The sequence below is a fragment of the Rhizobacter sp. P3_C12 genome, from assembly GCF_056402735.1.
Genome location: NZ_JBFUGW010000190.1, coordinates 1 through 12,378 on the forward strand (window position 1 = coordinate 1; position 12,378 = coordinate 12,378).

Annotated in this window: 12 protein-coding genes and 1 pseudogene; 3 read left to right on the forward strand and 10 right to left on the reverse strand. The window is 69.9% G+C overall.

The genetic code is table 11. The features are described 5' to 3' along the window. The 3 genes and pseudogenes from AC1DXV_RS24010 to AC1DXV_RS24020 all read right to left on the reverse strand — a co-directional run. Positions 1–211 (reverse strand): annotated as a pseudogene (locus AC1DXV_RS24010) (protein-methionine-sulfoxide reductase catalytic subunit MsrP); the annotation flags it as partial. 89 nt (positions 212–300) lie between these two features. Then, positions 301–660, reverse strand: coding sequence for a hypothetical protein (locus AC1DXV_RS24015; RefSeq protein WP_477935880.1), 360 nt, complete (start codon positions 658–660; stop codon positions 301–303). A 122-nt stretch (positions 661–782) separates the two neighbouring features. Next, complete coding sequence (locus AC1DXV_RS24020) at positions 783–1,409, reverse strand: c-type cytochrome (RefSeq protein WP_477935882.1); 627 nt, start codon at positions 1,407–1,409, stop codon at positions 783–785. Between the two features lie 83 nt (positions 1,410–1,492). On the opposite strand from AC1DXV_RS24020, the gene yihA reads away from it, so the two are divergent. Both yihA and AC1DXV_RS24030 read left to right on the forward strand, forming a co-directional pair. Next, entirely contained in the window at positions 1,493–2,194 is a 702-nt protein-coding gene (gene yihA / locus AC1DXV_RS24025; RefSeq protein WP_477868165.1) for a ribosome biogenesis GTP-binding protein YihA/YsxC, read from the forward strand. Beyond that, positions 2,191–3,105, forward strand: a complete 915-nt coding sequence (locus tag AC1DXV_RS24030) for an alpha/beta fold hydrolase (RefSeq protein WP_477935884.1) — start codon at positions 2,191–2,193, stop codon at positions 3,103–3,105. The genes yihA and AC1DXV_RS24030 overlap by 4 nt, the downstream gene beginning before the upstream one ends. Here the strand turns inward: AC1DXV_RS24030 and AC1DXV_RS24035 are convergent. The 6 genes from AC1DXV_RS24035 to AC1DXV_RS24060 all read right to left on the reverse strand — a co-directional run bounded on the left by AC1DXV_RS24035 (position 3,090) and on the right by AC1DXV_RS24060 (position 10,957). Then, positions 3,090–3,347, reverse strand: a complete 258-nt coding sequence (locus AC1DXV_RS24035) for a hypothetical protein (RefSeq protein WP_477873859.1) — start codon at positions 3,345–3,347, stop codon at positions 3,090–3,092. The genes AC1DXV_RS24030 and AC1DXV_RS24035 overlap by 16 nt on opposite strands. A 118-nt stretch (positions 3,348–3,465) precedes the next feature. Further along, on the reverse strand, positions 3,466–5,739 hold the full coding sequence (locus AC1DXV_RS24040; RefSeq protein ID WP_477935886.1) for a patatin-like phospholipase family protein: 2,274 nt from the start codon (positions 5,737–5,739) through the stop codon (positions 3,466–3,468). Between the two features lie 8 nt (positions 5,740–5,747). Beyond that, the gene (locus AC1DXV_RS24045) at positions 5,748–7,931 is read right to left on the reverse strand and encodes a DUF1631 family protein (protein ID WP_477935888.1); all 2,184 of its coding nucleotides are present in this window, start codon (positions 7,929–7,931) and stop codon (positions 5,748–5,750) included. Between the two features lie 101 nt (positions 7,932–8,032). Further along, positions 8,033–9,685 (reverse strand): chaperonin GroEL, encoded by a 1,653-nt coding sequence (gene groL / locus AC1DXV_RS24050; RefSeq protein WP_477935890.1) that lies wholly within the window; start codon positions 9,683–9,685, stop codon positions 8,033–8,035. 51 nt (positions 9,686–9,736) lie between these two features. After that, on the reverse strand, positions 9,737–10,027 hold the full coding sequence (locus AC1DXV_RS24055) for a co-chaperone GroES (protein ID WP_477869044.1): 291 nt from the start codon (positions 10,025–10,027) through the stop codon (positions 9,737–9,739). 237 nt (positions 10,028–10,264) lie between these two features. After that, the gene (locus AC1DXV_RS24060) at positions 10,265–10,957 is read right to left on the reverse strand and encodes a glutathione S-transferase family protein (protein ID WP_477869042.1); all 693 of its coding nucleotides are present in this window, start codon (positions 10,955–10,957) and stop codon (positions 10,265–10,267) included. A gap of 71 nt (positions 10,958–11,028) precedes the next feature. Between AC1DXV_RS24060 and AC1DXV_RS24065 the strand changes: the two genes are divergently transcribed. Beyond that, positions 11,029–11,418: a hypothetical protein gene (locus tag AC1DXV_RS24065; protein ID WP_477935892.1), complete on the forward strand. Its 390-nt coding sequence runs from the start codon at positions 11,029–11,031 to the stop codon at positions 11,416–11,418. Between the two features lie 48 nt (positions 11,419–11,466). Here the strand turns inward: AC1DXV_RS24065 and AC1DXV_RS24070 are convergent. Then, on the reverse strand, positions 11,467–12,378 hold a 912-nt coding region (locus tag AC1DXV_RS24070; RefSeq protein WP_477935894.1), incomplete at its 5' end, for a hypothetical protein.

Genomic DNA, 12,378 nt, shown 5'->3' on the forward strand with positions numbered 1-12,378 from the left:
GGACGGCACTGCGCGCGCCCGGCAGCGGGGCCAGCTTGTTCGGGCGGGCAGCCTGGGCGAACGCATCGCGCGCGGCCCAGCCGGACAGCGCCGCGCCGCCGGCGCCGAGCGCCATCAGCTTCAGCAGCTCGCGGCGGCGCTCATAGACGGCGCGCGGCGTGATCTCGGACGGCACGGCATGGTCGAAGCCGCGGTTCGGGCGGTGATGCATGAAAACTCCTGGGGGCGCCTGCGGGCGCGTTGCCGGTCAGTCGCCATTCGAGCCGGGAACCTTACAGCGGTTCCGCGCGCCCGGCTGCGTCAGGGCAATTCGCCGAAGTTCGTGTCGTCGATCACGGTGCCGAATTGCGTGTCGGAGAACAGGCGCAGCGAATTGCGCGCGGTGCGTTCCCGGAAGCTCTTGCGGGCGAACAGCTTGGCCTGCGCCTCGCCGGGCAGGTCGGTGATGTTGATGATGTTGCGCACGATCAGCGTGTCGATCACGTCCTCGATCACGCGGACGAAATCGGCATCGAGCTTGCCGAAGTCGCTGTTGGCCGGGCTGTGCCCGATGAAGGCCAGCAGATCCGGATGCCCGTCCGCGATGAACTCGGTGCCGGCCCCCGCTTGGCGATGCAGGCTGTCGATCTGTCCGTCGGGTCCGCGTCGGATGTAGGGCATGGGGGCGTTCGCAGTGGCGAGTCGGATGACTATAGTCGCGCCCGCGCCGGACGGACATGAAAAAGGCCGGTCATCGACCGGCCCGTTCCCTGGGGGTGTGCGAAGCGTGAGATCCGCCGCGTTCAGCGCAGGCCGGCAATGTAGTYGGCCACCGCCTTGATTTCCTTGTCGTTCATCTTCGCGGCGACGCCGGTCATCTGCGCGCTGTTCTTGCGCAGCCCGCCGCGGAAGGCCACCAGCTGCGCTTCGGTGTAATCGGAGTGCTGGCCGCGCAGGCGCGGGTACTGGGCGGGGATGCCGGCCCCGGTGGGGCTGTGGCAGCCGGCGCAGGCCGGGATGGCGCGGTCGGCGATGCCGCCGCGGTAGATCTTCTCGCCGAGCGCGACCGATTCCTTGCTCTTCGCGAAACCGGGTTTTGCATCCTTCGAGGCGTAGAACGCGGCGACGTTGCGCATGTCGTCCTCGCTCAGCGTCGAGGCCATGCCCTTCATCACCGGGTTGTCGCGCTTGCCTTCCTTGAACTCGGCCAGCTGCTTGACCAGGTATTCGGGGTGCTGGCCCTGCAGGATCGGGTTGGCCGGGCTGCCGCGCGAACCGTCGGCCGAGTGGCAGGCACCGCAGACGTTGGTCGAGATCGCCTGGCCTTTCGCGACGTCGGGCTTGGGCTTCGCAGCCTCGCTCGCGGAAGCAGGTGCCACGAACGCGGCGGCCAACAACAGACTCGACAGCAAGCTAGCAACAGGCATCATGGCGTGTGGTGTGTGGGTTGGCTGGATGCGTTTTGTGGATGCAAAACCCGGCGATTTTACAATGCAAGTTTTTGGTGCCTTCCATGACCGACGAAAACAATTCCGGTGCGCCGGCCGCTGACGCGAGCAGCGATGCGGCCGCAGCCGAGAAGCTGGCGCTGGCCTGGACGCACACCGCGCGCTTCCTGACCACCGCCAGCCAGCTGAACCAGCTGCCGCAGACCGAGCTGCCCGAGATCGCCTTCGTCGGCCGCTCGAACGCCGGCAAATCGACCGCGATCAACACGCTGACGCAGCAGAAACGCCTGGCCTTCGCCTCGAAGACGCCCGGCCGCACGCAGCACATCAACCTGTTCGAGCTGGGCCCGAAGGATGCGCCGAACGCGCTGTTCGCCGACCTGCCCGGCTACGGCTACGCCGCGGTGGCACGCGCCGCCAAACAGCGCTGGCAGGAGGTGATGGCCAACTACCTGCAGGTGCGCCGCAGCCTGTCGGGCGTGGTGCTGATGGTCGATTCGCGGCTCGGGCTGACCGAGCTCGACCGCAACCTGCTCGAGTTCGTCGCGCCCCGCGTGGGCACCGGCGAGGTGCGCCTGCTGGTGCTGCTGACCAAGTCCGACAAGCTGAACCGCCGCGAATCGACCGCGGCGCTGGCGGCCACGCAGGCGGTGCTGGGCGAGCTGTCGAGCGAGGACGCCGACATCGGCATCGCGCTGTTCTCGGCGCTGAACAGGCAGGGCGTCGGCGACGCCGCCTGCGTGCTGCGCGACTGGATCCTCGGGTGATCGAGACCTTCGACGCGGTGCTGCCGCACGGCATCACGCTGAGCTGCCGGGCCAGCGGGCCGCGCGGCGCGCCGGCGATCGTGTTCCTGCATGGTTTTCCCGAAGGCGCCTTCGTCTGGGACGCGATGCTGCGCCATTTCGGCGACCGCTACCGTTGTATTGCGCCGAACCTGCGCGGCTACGAGCGCTCGTCCGCGCCGGCCGAGGTGGAGGCCTATCGCGCGAAGCACCTGGTGGCCGACCTGCTCGCGCTGATCGCCCACGAAGGCGGCGGCCCGCTCGCGGCGCTGGTCGCGCACGACTGGGGCGGCGCGGTGGCCTGGAACTTCGCGGTGCAGCATCCGCAGGCGCTGCAGCGGCTGGTGATCGTCAATTCGCCGCACCCCGGCGTATTCCTGAAGGCGCTGCAGACCGATCCCCACCAGCAGGCGGCCAGTGCCTACATGAACACCTGGAGCCGGCCCGAAGCCGAGGCGGAGCTCGAGGCCGGCGATTTCGCGCGGCTGTGGGCGGTGTTCGCGCACATGGGGGCCGAAGACCCGGCGCGGCCGGGCGGCGGCTGGCTGACGCCGGCGCTGAAGGAGCAGTACCGCGCGCTGTGGCGCCACGGGCTGACCGGCGCGCTGAACTACTACCGCGTGTCGCCGCTGCGCCCGCCGACCGGGCCCGATTCACCGGTGCTCGCGCTGAAGTTCCCGCCCGAGTTCGTCACCGTGACGGTGCCGACGCACGTGGTGTGGGGCGAGGCCGACGTGGCGTTGCCGGCGTCCTTGCTGGATGGCCTGGAGGCCTTCGTGCCGAAGCTGACGCTGACCCGCGTACCGGGCGCCACGCACTGGATCGTGCACGAGCTGCCGGCGCTGGTGGCGAGCGAAATCGAGGCGGCGCTGGCGGGTCACACCACCACGTAGCGGCCTTCGAGGAGTTGCGAGGCCGACTGCAGGTGCTCGCGCAGCATCGGGAACAGGTCCGACGACGACTCGGTCGCGAAGATCTGCCGTGCCCGCTGCGTCGGCGAGTAGCCGATGTTCACCAGGCAGGCGGCCGGCCCGCTGCAGTACTCCAGCAGCTCCGGCCCGATCAGGTGGACCGCCCAGCCTTCCGACGATTCGACGCCACCGTCGCTGATCCGCATCAATTCGCTGTCCGTCATGTGAGCCTCACCCAAACTGCCTGTCAACCGCTCTGAACCTGGAAGCCAGTTTAGGAAGCGCCTCCCGGCTTGGCATCCCCCCGAACGCGGCAGGACCGGGGTCGCCGCGTCCGATTCGTCACGGTCGGCCGATGAACAGGTAGAGGCCGGCCGCGCCGCGCGGCGCGTAGGTCAGGCCGAGGTACAGCGGCCCGATGCCGGTGTCCGCGCCGACGAACAGGCTCATGCCGCTGCGCAGGTCGTTCAGCTTCATCTGGCTGCTGAATTCCCAGGCGTTGCCGGCCTCCAGCGAGCCGCCGGCGAACAGCCCGCGCGTGAACACCGGCGTGTACTCGAGCCGCTGGTAGTACGCGAGCCGCCCGAACGCCAGGTAGTTGCCCTCGATCTGCCCCGGCAGGTAGCCCGACATCTGCTGGAAGCCGCCGAGCGTGTAGCGGCCGAGCCCGGCGATCGAGCGCTGGTCGGCATGCTGCACGCGTGCGAACGCATTCAGCGTGTGCCGCCCCCAGGTGCCCACCGCCGAGCCCTCGGTCTCGATACGCGTGAAGCGGTCGGAATCGCTGCCGGTCACGCTGTCGCTGCGCCGGCCGCTGACCACCTCGCCCTGCACGCGGTAGCCGCGCAGCGGGAAGTTCGCGAAATCGAGCTGGTCGACCACCACGCCGACGCGCAGGCCGGATTCGTCGATCGTCACCGTCTCGCGCGGCCCGCTGTAGTCGGTCGACAGGATCTCCGGCTCGTTGCGCAGTGTCAGATGCGTGAGGCCGATGCGGATCTCGCCGAACTGGCCCCAGGGCTGGCCGAGGTCGACGCCGAAGCGGCCGGTCGAGCGGTTGAAATGCCCGCGCTCGTCGCCGGTGGCGCCGTTGTAGACGGCGAGCTTGCGGCGTTCGGCCTCGCCGTAGCCGGCCACGAACCAGTCGTTCGAGATGCCGAGCGTCCAGTTCAGCGGGTGGTAGAGCTCGGAGAACAGCTTTGGCACCTCGCCGATCTGCACGCGGTTGCGCCACTCGGTGCCGTTGGCGTCCAGCCAGTGGCGGTTGTGGCTGATCTTCAGGTTGAAGCCGCTGCGCCCGGTGAAATCGGTGTTCAGGTCCAGCCCGACGCGGAAGTAGTGCGGCCCCCAGGGCTTGTCCTCCAGGTCGAAGACCAGCCCGTCGCCGCGGTCGGTCGACACCAGCTCGTAGTCGGCGCGCACGTAGTCGCCGCTGGCGGCCAGGCGCCGCGCGTCGCGCTCGGCCTTGGCCGCGTCGAAGGGCTGGCCGGCGGCCGATTCCATCTGCGCCGCGAAGCGCTTCGGGTTGGTCAGGCCGCTGCCCTCGAACTCGACGAAGGCGAGCGTCGCCTGCGGCGGGGCCTCGCGCGGGTGGCCGGCCTTCCATTGCGCGTACGCGGTCTCGTCGAGCGACAGCGCGGCCAGGCGCGCCGCGAGCTGGGCGGCCCCCTGCTCGCCGAGCGCGATCAGCTCGCGCGTCTTGTTGAAGTCGCCCGAGGTGATGTCGCCCAGCTGCGGCGAGATCAGCAGGTCGCGCCCGCCGAGCGAGGCCAGGCTGCGCTGCACGTTCTGCTCGGTCAGGATGTTGATCATCTGGCCGGTCAGGCCGCCCACCGAGCCGAGCGTCTTGCGCGGGGCCAGCGGCGTGCCGATGTTGACGGCGATCACGATGTCGGCGCCCATCGCGCGCGCCACGTCGACCGGCACGTTGTCGACCAGGCCGCCGTCGCCGAGGATGCGGTCGTCGATCTCGGTCGGCGGGAACACGCCTGGCACGCTCATGCTGGAGCGCAGCGCGAGCGCGAGGTCGCCCTGGCTCAGGATCACCGCGCGGCCGTCTTCCATGTCGGTGGCGACGGCGCGGAACGGGATCGGCAGCCGGTCGAAATCGCGCACCGAGCGCACCGGCAGCGTGTAGCGCCGCAGCAGCGTCTCGAGCCCGCGGCCCGACAGCGCACCGAGCGGCGCGCGCAGTTCGCCGTCGCGCATGCCGAACTCGATCAACGGCGAGATCTCGAAATCTTCTTCCTTGCGTCGCTGCGACAGCAGCTGGCGGTCGACGCGGTTCGCGAACACCGCATCCCAGTTGACCTTCAGCAGCTCGCGCTCCAGCGTGTCGGCGTCCATGCCGCTCGCGTACAGGCCGCCGATGATCGCGCCCATCGAGGTGCCGGCGATCACGTCGACCGGGATGCGCTGGCGCTCCAGAACCTTCAGCACGCCGACGTGCGACAGGCCGCGCGCGCCGCCGCCGGACAGCACGAGGCCGATGCGCGGGCGGGTGGGCTGCGGCGTGGGTGGCGGCGTGGGCGGTGACGTGTCGCTCTGCGCCAGCGCCGAGGCGCACAGCACGATCGCGAGCAGGCCCGGCCAGGCCCGCAGCCCTGCGGTTGGCATGCGCGCGCTCAACGCAGCGTCGCGAGGCTGCGCAGCATGCCGTCGACCGCCCGCTGCACCAGCGAGTAGTCCGACAGCGAGACCAGCAGGTCGGCCGTGCGCAGCCGCTCCAGCGCGCGCAGCGTCACCGAGTGCGTGCTGTCCGGCTGCTCGCCGGCGAACAGCAGCAACTGCCCGCTGTCGCTGCGCCACAGCAGCTGCAAGTGGCTCCAGCGGCCGAGCAGGAACATCCGGTAGTGGCGCCCGATCGCCATCGCGTTGACCCAGGCGGCCGCATCGTCGCCGCCCGCGGGCGGGCCGCTCGGCAGCCACTCGGCGGGCACGGTGTCCATCGAGCCGAGGTCGATCAGCGAATCGCTGAACGGTGCGCCGGTCTCGGGCTCCGGCTCGACGGTCTCGTCGCGCATGCGGCGCACGATCTCCTCCGGTGTCGGCTCGGGCTGCGCGGCGGTGGCGGCCGGCCGGGCGCGCGGTTTCATCGCCTCGCTGTGGACCTCGACCAGCTCGTCGAGCACGGCCTGCTGCTCGTCGGCCGGCAACCCGGTCAATTCCATGCCGGCACGCAGCTCCTTCAGCAGCCCGGGCAGCAGGCCCAGCAGGCGCAGACGGCTCTGCGGATGGTCGGGCAGCTGAAGGCTCCACAGCAGGTGGTCGGTCGCCTTCAGCACCCGCTGGCTGGATTCGGCCTCCTCGCCGTACAGCGTGAACGATTCGGCCAGCACGCGTGCCCACGCGCCGGTGACGAAGCGGCGGATCACCGGCGTCGTGCGGATCGGCGCCATCTGCTCGGTCAGCCGGTGCGACAGCTCGCGTTGCAGCCGCTCGCGCTGCTCGGCCATCACCAGCGTCGCGATCGCGCCGCGCGCGGCCACCTGCGCATCGCGCAGCTGCTCGGCGATGGCGGCGTCGACGCGTGCGAGGCTGCGGCGGTACAGCGCGGCGTCCTGCACCGGCTCGGCGAGCATCTCGTCGACCAGGCGATCGCAGAACGACAGGAAATGCGCGAGCCGCGGGTCGCCGGACTGCGGGTAGCCGACGGCGGCGCCGGCGATGCGGTCCATCAGCTGCCACACCGGGTGCTCGTGGACCTCCATCATCTTCGGGTCGCGCAGCGCGACGCGCAGTGCCGACACCTGCAGGCGGCCCATCAGCGTGCGCAACGGCTGCGGCAGCATCGGGTCGCCGAGGATGGTCTCGAACAGCCGCGACAGCAGTTCGATGATCTGGCGCTCGATCGTCTCGTCGGCGGCGCTGAGCAGCGAGCCGCGGAATTCGGCCAGCCGCGACGACGGCGTGCCGGCGCGGTCGGCGCCATCGGCGGCTTCAGCGGCTTCGGCAGCGTCGCCGCTGCGCTCCGGCAGGCGCGAGAGCATCGCCTCGATGCGGGCGAGGGCCTGCTCCAGTGCCGGGCCGAGCGTGGCGCCACGGCGGCCCGGGGTGGAGGGCGCGGAGGAGGTTGCGGGCAAGCCACCCGGCATGCTGCGCACCAGCCCTTCGAGCGCGCCGGGCATCGTCACGTCGACCTCCGGCTTGCGCGCCGCGCCGGCGCCCGGTGCCAGCACGACGGTGCGGTAGATGCTCGGCTCGACCCCCTGCGATTCGAGGCGCGAGCAGGCGGCGGCCCAGGCCATGCGCAGCAGCGGCGTCATCGCGGTGGAGGCCACGCGCAGCAGGATGGCCTGCTGCACCGGCTTGTCGGTCACGTCGCCGGCGGCGTCCCACAGCGCGTGGGCATAGGCGAGCGGGCGCAGCGGGTTCGATTCGGCGGTGGTGTGGGTCTGGGCGCGCAACGTCGACGTGAAGGTCTGCAGCTCGCGCAGCTCCCATTCGGTGCCGGTGTCGATCTGCTGCACGGCGCGCGAGATCTCGATGTCGGACTCGACGCGGCCTTCATCCATCAGCTGCAGGCCGGACAGGCTGCTCGGGCCGGACAGGGCCGCGGCAGGGGCGGTCGGCTCCAGCTCGGCCAGCACGCGCAGGCGCAGCGCGTCGACGAAGCTGCGCTGGAAACGGCCGGCATGCTGCTGCAGCTGCTCGACGAGATCGAAATGGTGTTGCCGCTCGTTGGCGAGCAGCTGGTCGCGCGGGCGGCGCAGTTGCTCGACCACCGCCGCCGTGGTGCGGGCGATCAGGTCGGGTGCGCGGCCCAGTTCATCGTCGATGAAGCGCTTCAGCAGGGGGGCGGTCGGCATGGCGATATTGTGCCGCCCGCGGCCAGGGGGCGGCCTTCGAGGTGTGTCAATGAAAAAGGGCTGCCGAAGCAGCCCTTTCGAGGTAGGCGAGGTGCCTGGACTTACATGTCCATGCCCATGCCGCCCATGCCACCCATGCCGCCACCGGGCATGCCGCCACCGGCGCCGGCTTCTTCCTTCGGAGCCTCGGCGATCATCGCCTCGGTCGTCAGCATCAGCGAGGCCACCGACGCGGCGTTCTGCAGCGCGGTGCGGGTCACCTTGGTCGGATCCAGGATGCCCATCTCGATCATGTCGCCGTAGGTGTCGTTGGCTGCATTGAAGCCGTAGTTGCCCTTGCCGTTCAGCACGGCATTGACGACCACGCTGGCTTCGCCGCCGGCGTTGTAGACGATCTCGCGCAGCGGCGCTTCGATCGCGCGCAGCACCAGCTTGATGCCGGCTTCCTGGTCGGGGTTGTCACCCTTGATGGCGCCAGCCGCTTGCTTGGCGCGCAGCAGCGCGACGCCGCCACCGGCCACGATGCCTTCTTCGACGGCGGCACGGGTCGCGTGCAGCGCATCTTCGACGCGGGCCTTCTTTTCCTTCATCTCGACTTCGGTCGCAGCGCCGACCTTGATCACCGCAACGCCGCCGGCCAGCTTGGCCACGCGCTCTTGCAGCTTTTCACGGTCGTAGTCGCTGGTGGCTTCCTCGATCTGCACGCGCACTTGCTTGACGCGGGCTTCGATGTCGGCACCGGCACCGGCGCCATCGATGATGGTGGTGTTTTCCTTGCCCACTTCGATGCGCTTGGCCTGGCCCAGGTCGGCCAGCGTGACCTTCTCGAGCGTCAGGCCGACTTCTTCGGCGATGACCTTGCCGCCGGTCAGGATGGCGATGTCTTCCAGCATGGCCTTGCGGCGGTCGCCGAAGCCCGGGGCCTTGACGGCGACGACCTTCAGGATGCCGCGGATCGTGTTGACCACCAGGGTCGCCAGCGCTTCGCCTTCGACTTCTTCAGCGATGATCAGCAGCGGACGGCCGGCCTTGGCCACTTGCTCCAGCACCGGCAGCAGGTCGCGGATGTTGCTGATCTTCTTGTCGAACAGCAGGATGAACGGGTTGTCCAGCAACGCCGATTGCTTCTCGGGGTTGTTGATGAAGTACGGCGACAGGTAGCCGCGGTCGAACTGCATGCCTTCGACGACTTCGAGTTCGCTCTCGAGCGACTTGCCGTCTTCGACGGTGATGACGCCTTCCTTGCCGACCTTGTCCATCGCGTCAGCGATGATCTTGCCGATGGTTTCGTCGCTGTTGGCCGAGATCGAGCCGACTTGCGCGATTTCCTTCGAGGTCGTGGTGGCCTTCGAGGCCTTCTTCAGCTGCTCGACCAGGGCCGTGACGGCCTTGTCGATGCCGCGCTTCAGGTCCATCGGGTTCATGCCGGCGGCCACGTACTTCATGCCTTCGCGGATGATGGCCTGGGCCAGCACGGTGGCGGTGGTGGTGCCGTCACCGGCGATGTCGCTGGTCTTGGAAGCGACTTCCTTGACCATCTGCGCGCCCATGTTCTGGAGCTTGTCCTTCAGCTCGATCTCCTTGGCGACCGAGACACCGTCCTTCGTGACGGTGGGGGCGCCGAACGAGCGCTCGAGGACCACGTTGCGGCCCTTCGGGCCCAGGGTCACCTTGACGGCGTTGGCGAGGATGTTGACACCCTCGACCATGCGTGCGCGGGCTTCGCCGCCGAAGACTACGTCTTTTGCTGCCATGTTCTTTTCTCCGAATTCAGTGTTGAGGTGCTGGAGCCAGTGCGGGGAGAATTACTTCTCGACCACGGCGAAGAGGTCTTCTTCGCGCATCACCAGCAATTCCTTGCCGTTGTCCTTGACGACCTGGCCGCTGTACTTGCCGAACAGCACGCGGTCGCCGACCTTGACGTTCAGGGCCACGAAGTCGCCCTTCTCGTTGCGCTTGCCCGGGCCGATGGCCAGGACGATGCCTTGCTCGGGCTTCTCGGTGGCGGCGTCGGGGATGACGATGCCGGAAGCGGTCTTGGTTTCTGCTTCAACGCGCTCGACGATCACGCGGTCGTGCAACGGGCGAAATTTCATGGCTTCTCCTTGATGTCTCAAATGGGACTTCTGGTGGGCAACGAGGCAAGTTGGCGCTCATTGACCTGGCAGAACATCGGCACCCGAAGGCACCTGGATGTCGTTAGCACTCAAGTTGGATGAGTGCTAGCAGACCAGAATTATAGGGGCAGGGCGTGACGGTTCAAGAGGGGGTCTTTGGAGAAACCCTGGGGGCCGCGCATCGCCGGCCCCGGGCCTGCCTGCGCGAGAAGCGGCTCAGCGAGGGGCCGACGGGTCGAAGAATCGCCGGGCCAGGCCGTCGCGCCCCGGAAAGAACTGGAAGAAGGGCCGCGCCTGGTCGATGGTGAGCGCCACCGCCGGGTGCGCGACGAGCCGTTCGAAGTAGGCCGCGAGTCGCGCGTGCTGCGGCGCCAGCGGCAGCCAGGCCAGCGCATAGAACAGCGCCGGCGCCGCGGCGCAATCGGCCAGGCTGAAGGCCTCGCCGGCCAGCCAGGGGCGGCCGTCGAGCTGGCCGTCGAACAGCGCATAGGCGGTCGACAGCGTGTCGCGCGCCTGGGCCAGGTTGCGGGCATCGCGCTCGCCCTCGGGCCGCAGGCGATCGGCGGTGAAGGCCTGCATCGGCGTCATCAGGTACAGGTCGGACAGGCGATCCCACAGGCGGACCTCGAGCGCGGCCTCCGCCTCGTGCGGGATCAGCGTGCGACCCGGGCGCGCGTGATGGCGCTGCAGGTGCTCGATGATGATGCTCGTCTCGCCGATCGGCCGGCCCTGGTCCTCCAGCAGCGGCATCTTGCCGAGCGGCCACCGCGCCAGGTGGGCGGCGCGCTCGGCCGGGTCGCCGAGGTTGAGCAGGCGCCTGTCGACCTCGGCGCCCAGCACCTCGATCGCGATCAGCACCTTGTGGCAGCACGACGAGAGCGGGTGGTAGTGGAGCGTGGGCGCAGTCATCGCGCCAGTATGGCCCTGCGAGGTGCCGCCGCGCTATCCTTGCGCCACCTTCACCGCATCGACTCACAACCATGCTGATCGCGATCGTCGGCGGCGTGCTGGCCGCCCTGGGTTTCCTGTCCGCCGTCGCGCTGGTCGCGGCGCCCCTGGGGATGTCCGCGGCGCCGCCGGGCCTGACGCTGTGGGTGCTGTTCCCGCTCTTCACGCTGCTCGGCTACGCGCTGGTGGTGGCCGGCAGCCGCGATCCGGCCGTCAAGCTGCCGACGCTGGCGCTGGCGGTACCGCTGCTGCTGCTGGCCCTGGTGGCCGCGATCGCGCTGGTGGTTGGCGCGGCCGGGCTGCGGCCCGTCGGCGACCAGGGCGGCACCGCCCCGCTGTGGTACGTGCTGGTGCTGGGCGGCGCGCTCGGCGCGCTCGGCACCGCGGCGTCCGGCCGGCGTGCGCCAGGGCGGGACGCGTAGCGCTCGCCCGACGGTGCCGGTCGGCTCGAAGAAGCCGATGCTCTGGTGTCAATGGCCCTGGCGCCGGAAGAACAGCCCCGTGTAGAGGCGGGCGCCGAACGCGAAGCCGAAGGCCAGCCCGATCGACAGCACGAGGTACATGCCGACCAGCAGCACCGATGCCGCGCCTTCTCCGCGCCCGGCCAGGTAGCTGCCCACCGCGCCGACCAGCAGCAGCGCGATGACCGCACGGCGCTCGCCCTGCAGGCGGGCCAGCGTGCAGAACAGCGCGAAGGCGGTGATCAGCCCGGCCAGCAGCAATGCGTTGCGGCGCGGCGTCGTCAGCATCGACCATCGCTCGCCCCAGCTGCGCCGCGGCGGCTGCGCGGCCGGGCCCTTCAAGGCGTCGGCGACCAGGCGGTCGGTGGCAGCGTCGAAGCCGCCCGGCGTCTGCAAGGCCTCGTCGCTCCACTGCAGGTCGGTCGCCTCGCCGGCGCGCAGCTTCTGCATCGCGGTGCGCCAGGTGTCGTCCTGGTCCGACGGCGACACCGTCGTCCGGCAGAACAGGGTCACGCTGGCGCCCGGCGCCAGCACCGGATTCGCACCGCGCGCCGGGTGGCAGCGCCAGTTCACGCCCGCCCGGTAGCTGAGCGGGATCCGCACCGCGAGCTTGTGGGCCCCGATCGTGAAGCTGCCGCTGTTCTGCACCGTCAGGCCCCACAGCGCGGCCGTGCGCGATGGGGACTGGATCCACACGTTCGGCGCTGCCGGCGCGAGGCGGCCGCCGAACTCCGCGGCTTCGTCGCCCAGCGGCGGCTCGCCGGCCACCGGGTCGATCTTCAGGCTGCGCGACAGCTCGGCGTGCCAGCGGCCGGTGATGTCGCGGTGCCGTGCGGCCTGCGGCAGCGTGTCGTCGATGACCTGCCCGAGCGTCGCGGTAGCCGGCAGGTGCTCCCCGGCGAGCTGGCGCAGGTGCACCGC

Coding starts and splice junctions, on each gene's coding strand:
- AC1DXV_RS24065 (WP_477935892.1), top strand. CDS start 11,029: ATGCTGATCGCGATCGTCGGCGGCGTGCTGGCCGCCCTGGGTTTCCTG.
- AC1DXV_RS24040 (WP_477935886.1), bottom strand. CDS start 5,739: ATGCCAACCGCAGGGCTGCGGGCCTGGCCGGGCCTGCTCGCGATCGTG.
- AC1DXV_RS24055 (WP_477869044.1), bottom strand. CDS start 10,027: ATGAAATTTCGCCCGTTGCACGACCGCGTGATCGTCGAGCGCGTTGAA.
- AC1DXV_RS24060 (WP_477869042.1), bottom strand. CDS start 10,957: ATGACTGCGCCCACGCTCCACTACCACCCGCTCTCGTCGTGCTGCCAC.
- AC1DXV_RS24015 (WP_477935880.1), bottom strand. CDS start 660: ATGCCCTACATCCGACGCGGACCCGACGGACAGATCGACAGCCTGCAT.
- yihA (WP_477868165.1), top strand. CDS start 1,493: ATGACCGACGAAAACAATTCCGGTGCGCCGGCCGCTGACGCGAGCAGC.
- AC1DXV_RS24045 (WP_477935888.1), bottom strand. CDS start 7,931: ATGCCGACCGCCCCCCTGCTGAAGCGCTTCATCGACGATGAACTGGGC.
- AC1DXV_RS24035 (WP_477873859.1), bottom strand. CDS start 3,347: ATGACGGACAGCGAATTGATGCGGATCAGCGACGGTGGCGTCGAATCG.
- groL (WP_477935890.1), bottom strand. CDS start 9,685: ATGGCAGCAAAAGACGTAGTCTTCGGCGGCGAAGCCCGCGCACGCATG.